We start from the raw sequence: 19,192 nt of genomic DNA, 5'->3' as shown, positions 1-19,192 counted from the left end.
GCATCCCGTCTCTAGTGGAACGTGCCCTCGACGAGCGGTGACAGCGCCTGGGCGGTCGCGCGGAAGGTCTTCACCATCGGGTTGGGAGTGTCGGTGAGACTGCAGAGCACGATGGTGGCCGGCTCGATGTCGGACACCGGCACGAACGCGAGCTCGTCGCGTCGGTACTGTCGCGAAGCCGACTGACCGGCGATGTTCACGCCGGCGCCGGCCGCGACCAGCTCGAAGAGGCCGTCCACGCTGTCGGCGGTGGGTCCGCGCCTCGGGCGCGTGCCGTCCGGACGGGGGTCGACGATCCACCAGTCGACGACCTCGGGCACTCCGCCGGCGACCGCGACGAACACCTCTTCGTTGGTCTCGCCGATGGTGACGGACTCCCGTTCGGCGAGGGGATGGTTCGCCGGTACGACGAGCACGCGCGGCTCGAGCCACAGCGGCTCGATCCGGATCCGCGGGGGCAGGGGCATCGGCGCCGGCGCGAACACCACGTCGACGCGGCCGCTCTCGAGTTCGGCGGCGACGTCGAAGAAGCCCAGCCGGCGCATCTCGATGCGCGCGTGCGGGATCGCCTGCATCGTCGCGGCGATCGCCGCGGTCGTGAGCGACCCCGCGCCCGCAGCGACGACGCCCACGCGCAGCAGCGGCGTCCGTTTGTCGCGGCTGACGGAACGGGCCCAGTCGAGGATCTGATCGTGGTCGTCCTGGACGCGGCGGGCGAGCGGAAGCAGGTCGCGACCGTACGCCGTCAGTTCCACCTTGCGGGGGCTCCGCTCGAACAGCCTGACGTCGAGCTGCTGCTCGAGCCGGCTGATCTGCTGGCTCAGCGACGGCGGGGTGATGCTCAGGCGCTCGGCGGCGCGGCCGAAGTGCAGCTCTTCGGCGAGCACACAGAAATAGCGGATCACGTGGATAGGCACATCCATGCTCGGATCTTAGTCGCAGGCTAACGTCGGGTAGGAATGTCGAACTTCCTTCCGGTCGTCCCCGCGATGAGACTTGAGACACCGCCTAACGGCGACCACTGCTTTACAAGGAGGTAAGCATGACTCTCTTTCCCGCGGACGATCCCGACAAGATCCCCTTCGCCGGCGTCCTTCCGGCCGCTCCTCGGCCCTATGTGCTCGGGGAGGGCCAGGGCGAGAAGTCGCTCGTGTTCGACCAGCTGTTCGAGATCCTCGCCTCGGGTGACGAGACCGACGACCAGTACGGCGCGTGGACGATGAAGGCGCGGCTGGGCGACCGCATCCCGGCGCACGTCCACCTGAAGACGCACGAGTTCTTCTATGTCGTCGACGGCGAGATCACCGTGTGGATGGACGACCAGTCCGACTACCACTCGCGCACGACCCTCACGACGGGCGACTTCGCGTTCGTGCCCGCGGGCATCGTGCACGCGTTCAAGATCGAGAACACGACGACCGTCTTCGGCGCGGGCACCGCCGGGTTCGAGCGGTTCTTCCACGCGATCGGCCGCAAGACCGACCTCACCGAGCCGCAGGGCGTGTTCGTGCCGGACTTCTCGGTGATGCGCGCTGCCGGCGAGAAGTACGCGACGGTCTTCATGCCCGAGTTCTCCTTCCGCGACTGAGCCGGCCGTGTCCTCGGTCCTCGAGATCGACTTCGCCTGCCCGATCGGGTTCCGTCCGCTGTCCCTCGACCTGCGGACGCCGGATGTCGCGGACGCGCCCGTCGTGGTGTTCCTGCATGGCGGCGGGTGGCTGCGCGGCAGCCGGCGGGTGTTCACACCGGGCATCGATGACGCGCACTCGTTCGATCGCATCGTCGCCGCAGGCTTCGCCATCGCATCCTGCGAATACCGGCTGAGCGGGGAGGCGCTGTTCCCCGCCCAGCTCGACGACGTCGGTGCGGCGATCGACTGGCTGCAGGCGCACGGCTCCGCGTACGGCCTCGATGCGTCGCGGCTCGTGCTGTGGGGAGTCTCGGCCGGCGCGACGCTCGCCGCGCTCACGGCCCTCCGGGGCCGACGCGTCAGCGGAGTCGTTGACTGGTTCGGACCGACCGACCTCTTCGCAATGGCCGAGCACGACATGGGCGACGCACCGAGCGAGACCCGTGAAGCGCGGTGGATCGGCGGTCCGGCGGCCGAGCGGCCCGAGATCGCGCGTGCCGCGAGCCCGCTGCACCAGGTCGGTGCCCACCTGCCTCCCGTCCACATCTCGCACGGCACCGCGGACGAGCACGTTCCGTTCGCGCAGAGCGAGGCGCTCGCCGAGGCCCTGCGTGCTGCGGGAGCAGACGAGGTGGAGTTCCACCCTGTGCCCGGGGGCCGGCACTTCTGGGCCGGTCTGGACGACACGGACGCCGTGTTCGACCGGGCCATCGACTTCGCCCGCCGTGTGACGGCGCGCTGACCCTCTGACAGGACCCCGATGCCCCGCGCGATGATGATCACCCCCGGCAGTCCCACGGAGGCTGCTCCGCTGCTGCGCCTCGAGTTCGCGCTGAGCGAGGGCCATGGGCCCGTCGCGCAGGCGACGCTCCGCACCAGCGCACGCGGGCTGGCGGAATCGTGGGTCAACGGCATCCCGACGTCGGACGACCTCCTCGAGCCGGGGTGGACGAGCTACGAGTGGCGACTCCGCGTCGCCGAACACGACGTGACCGCCGCGATCGGGCCGCGCACGGTGATCGCCCTCCGCCTCGGCAACGGGTGGTACCGGGGCTGGCTCGGCTTCACTGGACAGCGCGCCGTCTACGGGGACGAGCGGGCCGGGTACGCGGAGCTCAGCATCCGGTTCGAAGACGGGCATGTGCAGACCGTCGTCACCGATGGATCGTGGCGGGCGTCGACCGGTGAGGTGCGCGCCGACGACCTCTACAACGGCCAGACGATCGATGCGCGGCTCCGCGACGAGGCCTGGCTGCGGCCGGGGTTCGACGACAGCGAGTGGGAGGCCGTGCGTCTCGTCGACGCCGACGCCGACGCGAGCGAGCTCGTGCCCCGGTCCTCACCCCCGGTGCGGCGACTGCGCGAGCTCCCCGTGGCCGGAGTGCTGACGTCGCCCTCCGGTGCGACGCTCCTCGACTTCGGCCAGAACCTCGTCGGCTTCGTGCGCGTCGCCGCTACCGGGCCGCGCGGCACCGAGGTGGTGCTCCGGCACGCCGAGGTGCTCGAGCACGGCGAACTCGGCGTGCGGCCGCTCCGGCGCGCGGAGGCGACGGACCGGTTCATCCTGAGCGGAGCCGCGGATGTGTTCGAACCCACCCTCACGTTCCACGGATTCCGGTACGTGGAGGTCAGCGGGTGGCCGGGTGAGATCGACCCGGCCGCGTTCACCGCCGTCGTCGTCGGCACCGACATCCGCCCCACCGGCACCTTCGCCTGCTCCGATCCGCTGCTCACGCAGCTGCACGGCAACGTGGTGTGGGGGATGCGCGGCAACTTCCTGAGCGTGCCGACCGACTGCCCGCAGCGCGACGAGCGGCTCGGCTGGACCGGCGACCTCGCGGTCTTCGTCGACACCGCCGCCTACCTCGGCGACGTGGAGGCGTTCCTCGCCGACTGGCTCGTCGACGCCGAGCTCGAACGCCGGGCCACCCCTGCCGGCACGGTGCCCGTCGTCGTGCCGAACGTCATGAAGTATCTCGACACCGGGTTCCCCGAGCCCGGCGCGACCGCTGTATGGGGCGATGCCGCCGTCTGGGTTCCGTGGGCGCTGTGGCGTGCGTACGGACACGAGCAGACGCTGCGCGCTGCGTACCCGCTCATGACGGCGCACACCCGGAGCGTCGCCGCGGTGCTCGCGGAGGACGGCGTGTGGGACTCGGGCTTCCAGTTCGGCGACTGGCTCGATCCCGATGCGCCGGCCGAAGACCCCGGCCAGGCGAAGACGCCCGCAGCGGTCGTGGCGACGGCTTCGGCCTTCCGCACCGCGACCTTCGCGGCCGCCGCGGCCGAGGTGCTGGGGGAGGCGGCCGACGCCGCCGAGTTCGGCGTGCTCCGTGACCGCATCGGCGACGGCTTCCGCGGTCGCTACGTGCGCGGGGGGCGCGTCGAGAGCGACAGCCCGACGGCGTACGCCCTCGCGATCGTGTTCGGGCTGCTCGACCCGGCCGAGGTGCAGACCGCGGGCGACCGGCTCGCAGAGCTCGTGCGCGCCGCCGGTCACCGCATCGCGACGGGCTTCGCGGGTACGCCCTTCGTCGGCGACGCGCTGGCCTCCAGCGGTCACCTCGACGACGCCTACGCGCTGCTCCTGCAGCGGGAGGCTCCGTCGTGGCTCTATGCCGTGACGATGGGCGCCACCACGATCTGGGAGCGCTGGGACTCGATGCTGCCCGACGGCAGCATCAACCCGGGCGAGATGACGAGCTTCAACCACTACGCCTTCGGGGCTGTCGCCGACTGGATGCACCGCGTGATCGGCGGGATCGCGCCGCTGGAGCCCGGCTACCGTCGGATCCTCGTCGCGCCGCGCCCGGGCGGCGGGCTCACCTGGGCGGACGCCTCGCTCGACACCGAGCGCGGGCGCGTCGCGGTGTCGTGGCGCATCGACGGCGACCGCCTCGTCACCGACGTGGAGGTTCCCGCGAGTGCCGAGGCGGTGGTGAGGCTCCCTGGTCGCCCCGAGGAGCGCGTCGGCGGCGGCTCGCACCGGTTCGAGAGCGCGGTGCGATGAGGATCAGCGCGCCGTGAGCGGGTCAGGCCGCGCGCAGGCGCACCGAGATGTCTTCCGCCGTGCGCCGCAGGCGTTCAAGGAGCGGGCCGCGCAGATCGTCGACGGTATGACGCTGCGTCGACACGGCGATGTTGACGGCGGCGGCAGGGCGCGCATCGCGGCCGAAGACCGGCACGGACACCGACCGCAGACCCGCGGCGACCTCCTCGTCCTGCAGGGCGAATCCCTGATCGCGGATCGCGGCGAGCCGCTCGGCGAGCTCGTCGACGGATCGCACGGCCCGCGGCCCGGCCCCTCCGGAGAAGTCGTGGCCGGCGAGCGTCGCCCGAAGCTCCTCGTCCGGCAGGTAGGCGAGGAGCAGCTTGCCCATCGACGTGTACGGGGCCGGCAGGGTCGAACCCACCTGGATGTTCGCCGTCACGAGGTCGGAGTTCCGCAGCCGTGCGAGGTACAGCACCCGGTCGCCGACGAGCACGCCGAGGTTGACCGTCTCGCCGGTCGCCTCCGCCAGGTGCCGCAGCGGCTGTTCACTGAGCTGCGCGAGGCTGGAGCCCCGCAGCGCGGCCGATCCGAGGGTGAGCACGGCCACGCCCGGCCGGATGGCGCCGTCGGCGAGCCGCTCGACGAACCCGCCCTCTTCGAGCGTCGCCACGACGCGGAACGCGGTCGGCATGGGGATGCCGGTGCGGTCGCAGATCTCGCGCAGCTTCAGCGCGGTCGTCGTCTCGTCGAAGAGACGCAGCACATCGAGCCCCTTCGCAAGCGCCTCGATGCGGTAGCGGTTGGCCGGGGCGCCCTGCTCGGGGCTTTCGTCAGCGGTGGCGGCTTTCATCAGGCGAAACCGTATCCCTCTCTCGGTCGTCCGGCAAACTCACACGCGGAAGACCCGCAGCTGCAGGGCCAGTGTCGCGTAGTAGCCGACGAGGGTCGTGAGCTCGAAGAGCGCGGCCTCGCCCAGGGCGGCGGTGGCGGCATCCCATTGCGCGTCGTCGAGATCGCCGTCGAGCAGGGCGACGACGACGCGGCCCACCGCGAGCTCGGTCTCGGTCAGCGTGCCGGCCAGCAGGTCGAGGTCCTCGCGCCGGAGGGCCAGCAGCTCCTCCTCGGTGAACCCGAGTCCCCGGGCGATCGCCTCGTGGGCCGACCGTTCGAAGGCGCTGTCCCATCGGGCGGCGACGAGCAGGATGCCGATCTCGCGCGACCGGTCGTCGAGGCCGGTCCGATAGCGCAGGGCGGCGCCGACCTCCTGCAGCGCGGTTCCGACCGCCGGAGAGGTCAGCAGCGCGTTGAACGGTCCGTTCAGGCTGCCGTCCGGCGCCGTGAGCGGGAAGCGCTGCGGGCCCTGCGCGCGCGGGCCCGTCGTGATCGCGTCGTAGAGCGTGCGCTGATCGTCGTCGAGCTGCGCCGGCAGGAGGCGGGTCAGTCGGGCTGGTGCGGTCATCCGTCGGATCTCCCCGTTCGTGCGTTGCTCCACCAGACTACGTGATACATTCATTTAGCGAAAGCCGCTTTTACTGTTTGAAAGACGGGAGACGGGGATGTCGACCACCACGGATGCCCCACCGGTCCGCGCGACCGACTGGCTGGGGCTGCAGGGCGCGCGTGTGCTCGTGGCCGGCGCCGGCGGGATCGGCGGAGCGTGTGCGCTCGCCTACGCCGCTGCCGGCGCGGACGTCGCGGTCGTCGATCGCGACAAGGCGGCCCTCGATGCTCTCGCCGCCGACCCCCGCGCGGTGGGCCGCTTCGAGCTGATCGTGGCCGACCTCACCGAGCACGGCGCCGGCGATCGGGTGGTCGCGGAGGTCATCGATCGCCTCGGCGGACTCGAGATCATGCTGCACGCGGTGGGCATCAACGACCGTCGCCCGATCCTGGAGTTCACCGAGGACGAGTGGGACCACATCCTGCGCGTGAACCTCTCGTCGGTGTTCGGGCTCGCTCAGGCTGCCGGCCGGCATATGGTCGCCCAGGGGCACGGGCGAGTGCTCGCGCTCTCGAGCGTCTCGGGACTGCTCGCCCACCACTCGCACGGTCCGTACGCAGCATCCAAAGGCGGCATCAACCAGCTGCTCCGCGTGATGGCGCGCGAGTGGGCCGCCTCCGGCGTGACCGTGAACGCCCTCGCTCCCGGCTACATCGAGACGCCGCTCACGGCGGGTGAGCTGGCTAAGCCCGGCAAGCGGGCCGACCTCGAGAGTCTCGTGCCTGCGGGACGACTCGGCACACCCGACGAGCTCACCGGGCCCGCGCTGTTCCTGTCGTCACGCCACGCCGGATTCATCACCGGCCACGTGATGTACATCGACGGCGGCCGGACGCTCGTCTAGGACTTCGAACGACGATAGGAGAGACACATGTCGCAGATCTTCCCCCGGTTCGCCGGGAAAACCGTGCTGGTCACGGGAGCGGGCACCGGATTCGGTGCCGAGATCGCGGTCCGCGCCGCGCAGGAGGGCGCCAAGGTCGCCGTCCATTACCGCTCGTCGAAGGCCGGCGCGGAGGCGACCCTTGAGCGTATCCGCGAGGCCGGCAGCGACGGCATCCTGGTCCAGGCCGACATCGGCTCGTGGGATCAGATCACGCGCATGGCCGACGAGGTGTGGGCGGCCTTCGGCTCCCTCGACGTGCTCGTCAACAACGTCGGCGACGTCTCGAGCGAGCAGATGAACTGGGACGAGCTGACCCAGGAGGCGCTCGACGCGGTCATCGACATCGACGTCAAGGGCACGCTGCTGATGACGCACGAATTCGGCGAGCGGATGCTGCAGCAGGGCCACGGCAGCATCGTCCAGGTCGGCTCGACCGTGATCGTCCGCGGGTCCGCGCGGGCGCCGCAGTACGCCGCGGCGAAGTACGCGATCCTCGGCATCACGAAGTCGTACGCGAAGGCCTTCGCACCGTCGGTGCGCGTCAACACGTTCGCGCCGGGCTTCATGGAGACCGAGCGACTGCTCAATCGCGAGGACTGGAAGAACGGGCGCCGCGAGGTGCTGCTCTCGCAGACGCCGATGGGCGTCATCCCGCCGCCCGAATTCGTCGCCGGCGCCTGCCTCTGGCTCGCCACCGACGAGGCGGCGCACCTCACCGGCGGATACATGCTCGCCGACGGCGGCTTCAACATGGTCGGCGCGTAAGCGTCCCGACAGGCACAGGAACCAAGGAGAAACTCATGAAGCTCATCACCTTCGACGGCGGCCGCGTCGGCCGCCTGGAGCTCGAGGACGGCGTCGTCATCGAACTCGACGTGCCCTCGACCCGCGAGTGGTTCGAGCGCGGCGGCGACGTGCGCGAGACCGGCGAGCGGCTCGCCTACGCCGACGTCACGCTCGAGGCGCCGATCCGCCCGAAGAAGTTCTTCCACACGGCGGGCAACTTCGCCGACCACCACAACGAGCTCACCGCCGTCGACTGGTCGCACCCCGTGCACAAGGGCATCGTGTTCTTCCAGAACGTCGACGCGATCATCGGCCCCGGCGACGACATCGTCTACCCGGAGGGGCTCACCAAGGAGCTCGACTACGAGCTCGAGCTCGGCATCATCATCGGCAAGGCCGGCAAGTTCTTCGGGCCGGACGAGGCCGACGACTACATCGCCGGCTTCACGGTGTTCAACGACATCACCGCTCGCGACATCCAGCGCAAGGAGATGGAGTCGGGCGTGTTCTCGTTCTCGAAGGGCATCGACACGTTCTGCCCGATCGGGCCGTGGATCGTCACGCGCGACGAGGTGCCGGACATGCACGAGCTGCCGATGCAGCTGCGCGTGAACGGCGAGGTCCGTCAGCAGGGCAACACCAACCAGACGCGCATCACGTTCCCGCACCTCGTCGCGTACCACTCGCCGCAGATTTACAGCGCGGGCGACATCATCACCACCGGCACGATCTCGGGCGTCGCCGCCGTGCAGCCGAACCCGTTCGACTTCTACCTGCAGCCGGGCGACGAGATCGAGGCCGAGATCACCGGGATCGGCACGCTGCGCAACAAGGTCATCTCGTGGGAGGACCGCTACGGCGAGCCCGCCCCGCAGCGGGTGGACTGGTGAGGATCGCCAACCTCGCCGGGCGGCTCGTGCTGGTCACCGGCCACCCGGCAGAACCCCTCGCGGTCGATGTGGCCGAGGCGTCGGGAGGACGCTTCGGTCCCGACCCCATGTCGGCGTTCGCCGACTGGGCGGGGTTCCGGGCATGGGCGGCCGAGGTCGATGCGCAGGGCGTGGGGTTCACGCGCACCGACCTCGGCCCTCCGGTGCCCCGGCCTGGGCAGATCTTCGCGATCGGCATCAACTACCGCGAGCACGCCGACGAGGCGGGCTACCCGCCCGACAGCCTGCCGGTGACGTTCACGAAGTTCGCCTCCAGCCTGACCGGGCCCGAGGCCACGGTCGAGCTCCCCGAGGGGAACGTGGACTGGGAGGTCGAGCTCGTCGTCGTCATCGGGACCGGCGGTCACCGCATCCCACGGGACACCGCATGGGAGCACATCGCAGGGCTCACCGTCGGTCAGGACCTCTCCGAGCGCGTCGCGCAGCTCGACGGGCAGCGGCCGCAGTTCAGCCTGGCGAAGTCGCACCCCGGCTTCTCGCCGACGGGGCCGTGGGTGGTCACGCCCGACGAGTTCGCCGACCCGGCGGACCTCGCGATCTCGTGCGCGCTCGACGGCGAGACCCTGCAGTCCTCGCGCACCTCACGGATGATCTACGACGTCCCCGAGTTGATCGCCCGCCTGTCGGCCGTCGTCACGCTGTGGCCCGGCGACATCATCTTCAGCGGCACCCCGTCGGGCATCGGAAACGCCCGCACCCCGAAGCGCTTCATCCGGCCGGGGGAGGTGCTCACCAGCACGATCGAGGGCGTGGGCGAGCTCACGACCCGCTTCAGCGGCTGATCCGCACGCCTCGACCATCGAGGAGTCGGCGCCCATGAACCCCGCTGGGGTCAGAAGGTGACGGCGTCGGCGTAGTCGTCGGGTGGGGTGAGCCAGGGAGTGTCGAGGTATCGGCGGCGGGTGAGGAGTGTTCTCGTCCGGCACGAATCTGACCTGGGGTTCTGGCCGGTCGGTGTGTTTTCGGCCGGAGGGGCTGGTCCACACGAGGACTCCGGCGGCGATCTGCTGGACGGTCCAGGGTGCGGCGTGTTTCAGGGTGTGGTGCCGTTTGCAGAGGTGCGCGAGGTTGCAGACGGTGGTCTTGCCGCCGGTGGCGTGGTCGTGGGTGTGGTCGATGTCGCAGCGGTGCGCGCGGCGGCGGCAGCCGGGGAACCGGCAGTGCTCGTCACGGACCTGCAGGAACCGGGTGATCGCGGCGGTGGGCCGGTACCGATCCACCGCGAGGATCTGCCCGGTGGCAGGGTCGGTGAGCACCCGCTCCCACACGGGCGACTGGGCGGCGAGGATGCGGGCGGTGTCGGGGGAGATGGGTCCGTACCCGGCGAGCAGACACGGCTCCGTGCCCGCCCCGGTCATCGTGAGCACCGGGATGGTGATCTGCACGGTCGCGCGGATCCCGCCGATCCCGTCACCGGCGACCGCGCGGTCGGGCGTGCCGGTCAGCAGCAGGTCAGTCATGACGTCCGCGCGGAGCTGATCCATGGTGCGCGGATCCGGCTCGGACTCTTCGCCAGCTGCTGGGTCGGCAGTCCCGTCGCCGGGGGTCTCGCCGGTGCCCGCGTCGGTGTCGTTGCGGAGGGCGCGGGCCTGGTCGGTGAGGCGGGCTTCGATGCCGTGCACGAGGACGGCTTCGGCGATCAGGGTGAGCGCGGCCATCCCGTCGGCAAGATCCGACACGTCCACCCGCCGCGTCCCGGCCGCATCCGCATGCCGCTCCGCGAGAGTCCGGTCCAGGAACCGTTCCGCGAGCACCCGCACCACCGGGCCCAGCCGGCCCGGCGTGACCCCGACCGCCCGATCCAGAGCCGCCCGGATGTACGCGGCACGGTCGGTCTCGTCGTCGATCCGGTCGCCGGCGTCGTGGATCACCGCCGCATGCTGCCGGGAGATCTCGCCCCGCTCCACCGCGTCCACCACCGGAGCGAACCGGGCGCACAGATCGGTCGCCTCGGTCAGCAGCCGGGTCACCGTCCACTCACTCATCCGCACCGCACACGCGAGCTCCGCGACCAGGGACCGGCGGGCCATCTCCCCGGCCGTGGCCTTCCCGGTCCCCGCGACCTCCGCGACCAGCGTCCCGACCCGGGCGAGCAGCCGGATCTCCGCCGCCTCCACCCGCGCCCGCTGCCGCCGCAGCGCGACGAACTCGTCCACGAACTGCTCCACCCGCCGCGACACCACCCGACCACGCTCCGCCGCCGACACCCCCGGCACCGGGCCTTCAGGCACCGGCCCCTCCGGGGCGGGCTGAGCAGGAACAGCAGACATGAACGGCACTCCGAGCAGACAGGAACACGGGCCGAGAGCACCCCCGGACGCGAACCCCCGCGCCCCCACTCAGCCCCGTACGTCTTCACTCACCCGCCGGCGGATGCCACCGCACCCCACCCGAACCACTCGATCTCTCGCTACCACACACGATACGACCCACCTCCGACATCGACCCGGACAGCAGAGCGACGTCCGATCGGCCACCCGACGGCGGGTAGCGTGGCAGGGATGACTTCCCCCGCCACCGATCGCCGAGACTCCCTGCGGGTGATCGCGCTGACGGCCGTGGTCGTCCTCGCCGCCGCCATGCTGCGATCGCCGTTCGTCGCGGTCGCCCCCGTCGCGCGGGAGATCGGTGCCGATCTCGGCGTCGGGGCAGCCGTCATCGGGCTGCTCACCAGCATCCCCGTCCTCTGCTTCGCCGTCTGCGCACCGCTCGCGGTCGTCCTCATCCGCCGCGGCGGGGTCGACTTCGCGCTCACGGTGGCGATGGCGGGCGCGGTCGTCGGCTGCGTGATCCGCTCGTCGGGCGGGATCGTCGTGGTGATGATCGGCACCGTCATCATCGGGGCCTTCCTCGCGGTCGGCAACGTCGTGGTGCCGATGATCATCGCCCGCGACTACAGCGCCCACCGGGCCCACACGATGACCGGCGTCTACACCTCCGCGCTCAACATCGGCACGATGACCGTGACGTTCGCGACGGCGCCGCTGGCCGACGAGATCGGCTGGCGCGCGGCCATCCTCATGTGGGCGGGCTTCGGCATCGCGGCGCTCGCGGTCTGGATCCCGCTGCGCGGGCTGCGCGCCGCGCTCGTGCCCAGGCCCGGATCGACGAGAGCGGATGGTGCCGCCACCTCCAGCGTCGCCCGCGATGGGACGACCTGGCTGCTCGCGATCGCCTTCTGCGGTCAGGGCTTCGCGTTCTACGGGGTCACCGCCTGGCTGCCCAGCCTGCTCGCCGATCAGGGCGCGACGGTCGCGGTGGCGGGCGCGATCGCGTCGGTCTTCCAGGTCGGCGGGATCGCGGGCAGCCTGCTCACCCCCCTGCTGACGACGCGGGCATCGCTCCCGGTCGCCGCGACCGTGGTGGGCCTCGCCTGGCTGTTCCTGCCGCTCGGCCTGCTGCTCGCGCCGTCGCTCGCGGTGGTCTGGTGCCTCATCGGCGGCATGGCGCAGGGCGGCGGCATCACCCTGGTGTTCATCATGATCACCGCGTTCGGCGACGATGAGCACGCCACCGCGGGCAGGTCGGGGCTCGTGCAGGGGATCGGCTACGGCGTCGCGGCGACGGGACCGATCCTGCTCGGCGCCGTGCACGAGGCCACCGGCGACTGGGTCATCCCGCTGCTCACCGTCATCGTGGCGACGCTGCTGTTCCTGGTGACGGCCCTCATCGTGGCGCGCCGGCTGACGCGGCGACGCTGACTCAGAGCCCGACCGCGAGCGGCCAGCCCGTGTAGGCCTCGGCGAGGTACGTCTTGCCGGCCTCGGACTCCACCACGGAGCGCAGCTCGCCGAGCTGCCTGCGGCGGTCGAAGTCGCTGGCGTCGGGGGCGACGTGGAGCATGCTCGTCATCCACCAGGAGAAGTGCTGCGCCTTCCAGATGCGCTGCGACGCGATGTCGGCGTACGCGTGCAGCGGCTGCTCGTCGCCGCGCAGCAGCAGCGCCTGCAGCGCGCGGTTCAGCACCAGCACGTCGGCGATCGCCAGGTTCATGCCCTTGGCGCCCGTCGGCGGCACGGTGTGCGCCGCATCGCCCACGAGGGCGGCGCGCCCTCGTTGCAGCTCGTGCGCCACGAAGCTGCGGAACCGCAGCACGTCGCGCTGGAAGATCGGGCCCTCCTTGAGGGTGGTGCCGGGCACCCGCGCCTGCAGCGTGTCCCAGATCTCCGCCTCGCTCAGCGCGTTCGGGTCGGCCTCGGGATCGCACTGGAAGTACATGCGCTGCACGGTCTCGCTGCGCTGGCTGATCAGCGCGAATCCGTTCTCCGAGTTGCTGTAGATCAGCTCGTCGGCGCTCGGCGGCGCCTCGCACAGGATGCCGAACCACGCGAACGGGTACTCGCGGAAGTACCCGCCCGTGGACGAGCCGGTGACGGCAGCGCGGACGACGCTGCGCGACCCGTCCGCACCCACCACGAAGTCGGCGTCGACCTCGAGCGGGGCGCCGTCCGCATCCGCCGCGAACACGCGCGGCAGCTCGCTGTCGACGCCCTCGACCCGGGCGATCGTGGTGCCGAAGCGGATGTCCTGACCTGCGGCCAGCCGTGCCGCGATCAGATCCTTCAGCACCTCGTGCTGCGGGTACAGCCAGACGCTGCGCCCGACGTGCGCGGGGAAGTCGATCCGGTGGCCCGCGCCGGCGAAGCGCAGCTCGATGCCGTCGTGGCGGTGGCCGTCGGTGAGCACGCGGTCGGACGCCCCGCTCTGCGACAGCACCTCGACGGTGCCCTGCTCGAGGATGCCTGCGCGGATCGTCGACTCGATCTCCTCCCGCGTGCGCGAGTCGAACACGATCGACTCGATCCCCGCGGCGTCGAGCAGATGCGACAGGAAGAGGCCGGCGGGTCCGGCGCCGACGATGGCGACGCGGGTGCGGATGCGGGTCATGGACGTCTCCTTCGACGGGATGCTGTCGCCCATTGTGTTTCGCCGGAGTGTGGTGCGGCGGGGGACTCCCGTTGAACGGGACGCGATTCAGCCCGCGTGCGGACTGAGCGCGCGCTCGATGTCGCGCGCGGCGCGGTACAGCTCGAGGAGCGCCGGCTCGGTCGGGGCTTCCCGCGGCAGCACGACGGACAGGGCGGCGATCACCGCGCCGGTCGCATCGCGCAGGGGCACCGCGACGCCGGTGGACACCTCCTCCATCGACCCCGGCGCGATCGCGTGGCCGAGCGTGCGGACCTCGTCGAGCTTGCGCCGCAGCGTCCGCGGATCGGTGATGGTGTCGCCGGTCAGCGGCGCGAGCGGCCCGTCCAGGACGCGCTCCTGCAGCTCGCGGTCCGCGAACGCGAGCAGGACCAGCCCGGACGACGACGCGTGCAGCGGCAGGCGGCCGGCCACCCTCGTGACGTTCGCCCCGGACTCGGTGCCGCTCAGTCGCTCCAGGAAGAGCGCCTCATCCTGCTCGAGGATCGCCAGCTGCGTGTGCTCCCGCACGCGCTGCTGCACCCGCTCCATGAAGGGCAGGGCGGCCTGCCGCAGTCGCAGCGCCGGCGACGACCTGGTCGCGAGCTCCCACAGCCGCATGCCCACCCTGACCCGGCCGGCGTCGTCCCGTTCGAGCAGCCCCGCGGCGACGAGCTCGCCGACGATGCGATGTGCGGTGGAGTTCGGCAGACCGGCGCGGCGCCCGATCTCGGCCGCGGTCTGCGCGGTGCGGGTGGGCGTGAACGTCTCGAGCACGCGTACGAGACGGTCGGTGACCGAGTCGCCCGAGGGGGAGTTCGCCATCCTGCGAGCATGGCACAGCATCCGGCATCGTCCCGTTGATCGGGATGCGGCGAACGGTGGGCTCGCTACGTGCGCGCGCCGACGCCGAGCCGCGCCGCCAGCCATGCCTGCGCACGCCCGGCGTACTTCCGCGCCACCGGGGCCTTCTGCGCGAGAGACTCGAACGCGTGCGGGCCGCCCCGCACGACCTCGAGCGTGACGTCCACCCCTGCGCGCTGCATCCGCTCGGCGTAGTCCCGGTCCTCGGAGTAGAAGAGCTCGATGTCGCCCGCGCCCACCCACGCGGCGGGCAGGCCGGCGAAGTCGGTGCGCCGCGCCGGCGCCGCGTACTCGGCCACGTCGGCTGCGCCCGGCGAGCCGACGTACGCGGTCCAGCCGGCGAGGTTCGCGCGGTTGTCCCACAGGAAGTGACGGACGCCGTCGAGCTCACGGTTCGCCGCGGTGCGGTCGTCGAGCATCGGGCAGAAGAGCCACTGCGCCGCCGGCTGGGGACCGCCGCCGTCGTGGACGCGCAGCACGAGCCCTGCGGCCAGGCCGCCGCCGGCGCTCTGCCCGCCGATCGCGATGCGCGCGGGGTCGACGTCGAGCAGGGGAGCCTCGGTGAGAAGCCACTCCCACGCCCGGTGGCAGTCGTCCAGCGGCACCGGGTACGGGTGCTCGGGGGCGAGCCGGTACTCGACCGAGACGACCACGATGCCCAGGTCGCGCGCGAGGTCCGCGCAGCGGGCGTGGTCCTGCACCGCGGCGCCGATCACCATCCCGCCGCCGTGGATCCACAGCAGGGCCGCGCCGGAGCCGCCGCCTTCCGGGGCGAACACGTGCACGCCGGTGCCGTGGGCGAGCTCGACGAACTCCCTGGTCACGCCGTCGGGCAGTCGCGGGGCCGGCATGATCCCCGTGCCGACGCGCGCCATGCGCCGCTGCCAGCCGTGCGCGACGGGAGGGCGCGGGAAGAAGCGGTAGGTGCGCCGCAGCTGAGGGTGCAGGTCGGCGATGACGAGGCGCTCAGTGAGGTGGTGTGTCGGGTAGATGGAGGGACTCTACTGGTCGGGAGGCCCTGAATGCCAGCACGGATCCGGCAGCCTGATCGCAGACCGATCGCCGCACCGATCGCCGCACCGATCGCCCCTGCCGTGGGAGCATCGGATCATGACCGCGCCGCTGACGAACTGGGCCCGCAATGTCGAATACCGTCCGGCGGTGCTCGTCTCACCGCGCTCCGTCGAGGAACTGCGCGACGCGCTCGCCGGCACGACCAAGGCGAAGGTGCGGGGCAGCGGCCACTCGTTCAACCGGATCGCCGACACGGACGGCTCCCTGATCTCGCTCGGCGCGATGCCGTCCGCCGTCGAGATCGACCACGGCCGACGCATCGCGCGGGTGCCGGGCGGCCTTCGCTACGGGGATGTGGTGCGCGAGATCGACGCCGCCGGCTTCGCCGTGCCGAACCTGGCGTCGCTGCCGCACATCTCGGTCGCCGGTGCCGTCGCGACCGGCACGCACGGCTCGGGCGACCGGGTCTCCCCGCTCAGCGGAGCCGTCGCGGCCGTCGAGCTGATGACGGCGGGCGGGGAGCTGCGCACGATCCGCCGAGGCGACGACGACTTCGCCGGAGCCGTGATCTCGCTCGGCGCCCTCGGGGTCGTGGTCGCGGTCGAACTCGACCTCGTCGACACCTTCCGGGTCGCGCAGACCGTGTTCGAGCGCGTCCCGGTCGATGCGGTGCTCGCCGATCTCGGTGCGGTCACCACCCTCGGATACAGCACCAGCATCTTCACGACGTGGCGGAACCCGGATGTGTTCGACCAGGTGTGGGTGAAGTGCCGTGCCGGTGAGGCATCGGTGCTGCCCGGATCGCTGCTCGGCGGGACCGCAGCAACCAGCCCCCTGCACCCCCTGCCGGGCGTATCGGCCGAGGCGTGCACGCCGCAGCTCGGCGAGCCGGGCCCGTGGTTCGAGCGACTGCCGCATTTCCTGCTCGAGTTCACGCCGTCCGCCGGAGACGAGCTGCAGTCCGAGTACTTCGTCGACCGGCGCGACGCCCCGGCTGCGCTGCAGGCTCTGCGCGGCATCGCCGACCAGATCGCGCCGCTGCTGCAGATCGCCGAGACGCGCACGATGGCGGGGGAGGCGCAGTGGCTGAGTCCGACCCTCGGGGCCGACACCGTCGCGTTCCACTTCACCTGGGTCGCCGACCAGCGCGCCGTCGAGGCGCTGCTCCCGACGGTCGAGCGGGCGCTCGCCCCGTTCGGCGCCCGCCCGCACTGGGGCAAGCTCTTCGCGATGGAGGGCGACGAGCTGGCCGCGCTCTATCCGGACGCGCAGCGCTTCCGCGACCTGCGCGAGCGACTCGACCCCCGCGACGTCTTCGCGAACGCCTTCCTGGAGCGGGTCGGCCTCGCCTGAGGAGTCCGCCCACCGCTCCGACCCCCGCGAACCCCGGTCCGGTACAGTGTCGATCGTGGTCAGCCGGAACACGCCGCCTGGTTCGCAGTCCTCGCTGAGGGAGGCGAATCGCGCCCGCCTCATCGAGTCGCTCAAACGCCACGGGCGTCTGACGCAGATCGAGCTCGCCGGAAACACGGGGCTCTCGCCCGCCACGGTGTCGAACATCGTCAAGGAACTGACCGCATCCGGCATCCTGCACACCTCGTTCACCTCGCGCAGCGGGCGCCGGGCGACGCTCGTGTCGCTGGCCCGCCAGGTGGGTCTCGTCGCGGGCGTGCACTTCAGCTCGCGGCAGCTGCGCATCGCGATCGCCGACGCGACCCGCACGATCGTGTCGCAGACCACGCTGCCGCTCGCACCCGGTCACCGGCACGACGCCGAGCTCGACCGGCTGGCCATCCTGCTCGGCGACATGACCGAGTCGCTCGGCGGCACCGTCCACGACCTCCTCTCCGTCGGCGTCGGGCTGCCTGCGCCGATCGATCCGCGCACCGGGATGGTGTCCACCCCCGGCCTCCTGCCCGGCTGGGAGGGGGTCGACGTCGCAGAGAGCCTCTCCGCCCGCATCGGGCGTCCGGTGTTCGTCGACTCCGAGGCCAACCTCGGCGGCCTCGCCGAGGCGCGCGAAGGCAGCGGGCGGGCAGCATCCTCCTCCGTCTACATCCGCGTCGGGCACACCATCAGCGCGGGGCTCATCGTCGACGGCGACCTGTTCCGCGGGGTGAGCGGCAAGACCGGCCAGATCGGCCACGTCACGATCGACGAGAACGGCCCCATCTGCCGTTGCAGCAATCGCGGCTGCCTCGAGATGTACGCCGCGGGTCCCGCGCTGCTCGCGCTCTTCCCCGAGAGCGAGGGGATGCAGCGGCTCGGCGATCTGCTCACGGCGGCCGAGTCGGGCGTCGGCAGCGCCCAGCGCGTCATCGCCGACGCCGGCCGCCACATCGGCATCGCCGCGGCGAGCCTGTGCAACCTCTTCGACCCCGAGCTCATCATCGTCGGCGGGGAGCTCGCCCAGGCGGGCGAGATCCTGATGGCGCCGATGCGGCACGCCCTCGCGCGCTCCGCCCTGGCCGCGTCGAGCGGACTGCCTGAGATCGTCGGCGCCTCGTTCGGCGAATGGGCCGAGACGCGGGGTGCGATCGCGATGGCCCTCGATCACGTGACGCTCGACGCGGACGTGATCGCGTTCTCGGCATGAAGCGGGGGCTCGCGCTCGCGCTCGCCGCGGGGGTGGCGTGCGCCCTGCTGGCCGGATGCGCCCCCGAACCCTCCGACGGCGAGATCGCGCTGCTGCTGCCCGACAAGAAGACCGCCCGCTACGAGACGTTCGACCGTCCGATCTTCACGGAGCGGATCGACGAGCTCGGCGACTACGACGTGCTCTACAGCAATGCCGACCAGGATGCGGCGAAGCAGCAGCAGCAGGCGGAGTCCGCCCTCGCCGCCGGAGCCGACGTGCTGGTGCTCGACCCGGTCGACGCCAAGGCCGCGGTGACGATCGTGAACTCCGCGAACGCGCAGGGGGTGCCCGTGATCGCCTATGACCGGTTCATCGCCGACGCCGACCTGGCCTACTACGTGTCGTTCGACAACGTGCGGGTGGGGGAGCTGCAGGCCACGGCACTGGTCGACGAGCTGGCCGAGCGCGGCCGGTCCGCCGGCGGCATCATCATGGTCAACGGCTCGCCCACCGACAGCAACGCCGAGCTGTTCCGCGAGGGGGCGAGGAAGGTGATCGACGCCAGCGGCCTGCGGGTGCTCGCCGAGTATGACACCCCCGACTGGAGCCCCGACAAGGCGCAGGAGTGGGTCGCCGGCCAGATCTCGCAGTACGGCCGCGAGATCGACGGCGTGTACGCCGCGAACGACGGAACCGCCAGCGGGGCGGTCGCCGCGCTCCGAGCGGCCGACGTGTCGCCGCTGCCGGTCGTCACCGGCCAGGACGCCGAGCTGTCCGCCCTGCAGCGGATCGTCGCCGGCGATCAGTTCATGACCGTGTACAAGGCGCTGAAGCCCCAGGCCCGCCTCGCCGCGGACGTCGCCGTGGCACTCCTCACGGGCGAGGAGGTGCACGGCGACACCGAGGTCGACGGGATCACCGCAACGCTGCTCGAGCCGCTGCCGGTCACGATCGACGACATTATGGACACGGTCGTTGCGGACGGGTTCTGGAGCGTCGAAGATATCTGTACCCCCGACTATGCCGATGCCTGCGCCGCCGCAGGGATCTCGTGAGGACTGACGCGTGAGCACCGTGACACCGCAG

17 protein-coding genes and 1 pseudogene are annotated in these 19,192 nt (G+C 71.6%); 11 read left to right on the top strand and 7 right to left on the bottom strand.

Annotated features, from left to right (window positions below; all coding sequences use genetic code 11):
* Positions 1-11: 11 nt before the first annotated feature.
* The gene (locus tag Microterr_RS12445) at positions 12-923 is read right to left on the bottom strand and encodes a LysR family transcriptional regulator (RefSeq protein WP_263797617.1); all 912 of its coding nucleotides are present in this window, start codon (positions 921-923) and stop codon (positions 12-14) included.
* Positions 924-1,042: 119 nt separating this feature from the next.
* Here Microterr_RS12445 and Microterr_RS12440 point away from each other — a divergent pair, with 119 nt between their 5' ends.
* The 3 genes from Microterr_RS12440 to Microterr_RS12430 are packed head-to-tail and all read left to right on the top strand — an operon-like array spanning position 1,043 to position 4,640.
* Positions 1,043-1,588 carry a quercetin 2,3-dioxygenase gene (locus Microterr_RS12440; protein ID WP_263797618.1) on the top strand — a complete coding sequence of 182 codons (546 nt, stop codon included), beginning with the start codon at positions 1,043-1,045 and terminating at the stop codon, positions 1,586-1,588.
* Positions 1,589-1,595: 7 nt separating this feature from the next.
* The gene (locus Microterr_RS12435; RefSeq protein ID WP_263797619.1) at positions 1,596-2,372 is read left to right on the top strand and encodes an alpha/beta hydrolase; all 777 of its coding nucleotides are present in this window, start codon (positions 1,596-1,598) and stop codon (positions 2,370-2,372) included.
* Between the two features lie 18 nt (positions 2,373-2,390).
* Complete coding sequence (locus Microterr_RS12430; protein ID WP_263797620.1) at positions 2,391-4,640, top strand: glycoside hydrolase family 78 protein; 2,250 nt, start codon at positions 2,391-2,393, stop codon at positions 4,638-4,640.
* Between the two features lie 22 nt (positions 4,641-4,662).
* Here Microterr_RS12430 and Microterr_RS12425 read toward each other — a convergent pair whose 3' ends face one another.
* Together Microterr_RS12425 and Microterr_RS12420 are read right to left on the bottom strand one after the other, a co-directional pair.
* Positions 4,663-5,472, bottom strand: a complete 810-nt coding sequence (locus Microterr_RS12425) for an IclR family transcriptional regulator (RefSeq protein ID WP_263797621.1) — start codon at positions 5,470-5,472, stop codon at positions 4,663-4,665.
* 39 nt (positions 5,473-5,511) lie between these two features.
* On the bottom strand, positions 5,512-6,081 hold the full coding sequence (locus Microterr_RS12420; protein ID WP_263797622.1) for a carboxymuconolactone decarboxylase family protein: 570 nt from the start codon (positions 6,079-6,081) through the stop codon (positions 5,512-5,514).
* A 97-nt stretch (positions 6,082-6,178) separates the two neighbouring features.
* On the opposite strand from Microterr_RS12420, the gene Microterr_RS12415 reads away from it, so the two are divergent.
* Genes Microterr_RS12415 through Microterr_RS12400 form a run of 4 tightly spaced genes read left to right on the top strand, consistent with a single transcriptional unit; the run spans position 6,179 to position 9,527 of the window.
* Positions 6,179-6,967 carry an SDR family NAD(P)-dependent oxidoreductase gene (locus Microterr_RS12415; protein ID WP_263797623.1) on the top strand — a complete coding sequence of 263 codons (789 nt, stop codon included), beginning with the start codon at positions 6,179-6,181 and terminating at the stop codon, positions 6,965-6,967.
* Positions 6,968-6,994: 27 nt separating this feature from the next.
* A complete protein-coding gene (locus Microterr_RS12410) occupies positions 6,995-7,774 on the top strand; it encodes an SDR family NAD(P)-dependent oxidoreductase (protein WP_263797624.1) in 780 nt (259 codons plus the stop codon).
* A 35-nt stretch (positions 7,775-7,809) separates the two neighbouring features.
* Positions 7,810-8,685, top strand: coding sequence for a fumarylacetoacetate hydrolase family protein (locus Microterr_RS12405; protein WP_263797625.1), 876 nt, complete (start codon positions 7,810-7,812; stop codon positions 8,683-8,685).
* The gene (locus Microterr_RS12400) at positions 8,682-9,527 is read left to right on the top strand and encodes a fumarylacetoacetate hydrolase family protein (protein WP_263797626.1); all 846 of its coding nucleotides are present in this window, start codon (positions 8,682-8,684) and stop codon (positions 9,525-9,527) included. Before Microterr_RS12405 ends, Microterr_RS12400 begins: the two co-directional genes overlap by 4 nt.
* 396 nt (positions 9,528-9,923) lie before the next feature.
* Here the strand turns inward: Microterr_RS12400 and Microterr_RS12395 are convergent.
* Positions 9,924-11,015: pseudogene (locus Microterr_RS12395) on the bottom strand (DUF222 domain-containing protein); the annotation flags it as partial.
* A gap of 231 nt (positions 11,016-11,246) precedes the next feature.
* Here Microterr_RS12395 and Microterr_RS12390 point away from each other — a divergent pair.
* Complete coding sequence (locus tag Microterr_RS12390) at positions 11,247-12,446, top strand: MFS transporter (RefSeq protein ID WP_263797627.1); 1,200 nt, start codon at positions 11,247-11,249, stop codon at positions 12,444-12,446.
* 1 nt (position 12,447) lies between these two features.
* Here the strand turns inward: Microterr_RS12390 and Microterr_RS12385 are convergent, their stop codons facing one another.
* The 3 genes from Microterr_RS12385 to Microterr_RS12375 form a co-directional block, all read right to left on the bottom strand.
* A complete protein-coding gene (locus Microterr_RS12385) occupies positions 12,448-13,632 on the bottom strand; it encodes a 4-hydroxybenzoate 3-monooxygenase (RefSeq protein WP_263797628.1) in 1,185 nt (394 codons plus the stop codon).
* 87 nt (positions 13,633-13,719) lie between these two features.
* Positions 13,720-14,475, bottom strand: coding sequence for an IclR family transcriptional regulator (locus Microterr_RS12380; RefSeq protein WP_263797629.1), 756 nt, complete (start codon positions 14,473-14,475; stop codon positions 13,720-13,722).
* 65 nt (positions 14,476-14,540) lie between these two features.
* The gene (locus tag Microterr_RS12375; RefSeq protein WP_263797630.1) at positions 14,541-15,389 is read right to left on the bottom strand and encodes an alpha/beta hydrolase; all 849 of its coding nucleotides are present in this window, start codon (positions 15,387-15,389) and stop codon (positions 14,541-14,543) included.
* Between the two features lie 235 nt (positions 15,390-15,624).
* Between Microterr_RS12375 and Microterr_RS12370 the strand changes: the two genes are divergently transcribed.
* The 3 genes from Microterr_RS12370 to Microterr_RS12360 are packed head-to-tail and all read left to right on the top strand — an operon-like array spanning position 15,625 to position 19,161.
* The gene (locus Microterr_RS12370) at positions 15,625-16,881 is read left to right on the top strand and encodes an FAD-binding protein (protein WP_263797631.1); all 1,257 of its coding nucleotides are present in this window, start codon (positions 15,625-15,627) and stop codon (positions 16,879-16,881) included.
* A gap of 55 nt (positions 16,882-16,936) precedes the next feature.
* Positions 16,937-18,124, top strand: a complete 1,188-nt coding sequence (locus Microterr_RS12365; RefSeq protein ID WP_263797632.1) for an ROK family transcriptional regulator — start codon at positions 16,937-16,939, stop codon at positions 18,122-18,124.
* Positions 18,121-19,161 carry a sugar ABC transporter substrate-binding protein gene (locus Microterr_RS12360; protein ID WP_263797633.1) on the top strand — a complete coding sequence of 347 codons (1,041 nt, stop codon included), beginning with the start codon at positions 18,121-18,123 and terminating at the stop codon, positions 19,159-19,161. Before Microterr_RS12365 ends, Microterr_RS12360 begins: the two co-directional genes overlap by 4 nt.
* The last annotated feature ends 31 nt before the right edge of the window (positions 19,162-19,192 follow it).

Source organism: Microbacterium terricola (assembly GCF_027943945.1).
GTDB lineage: Bacteria > Actinomycetota > Actinomycetes > Actinomycetales > Microbacteriaceae > Microbacterium > Microbacterium terricola.
This window is presented reverse-complemented; position numbering and strand designations above follow the sequence as displayed.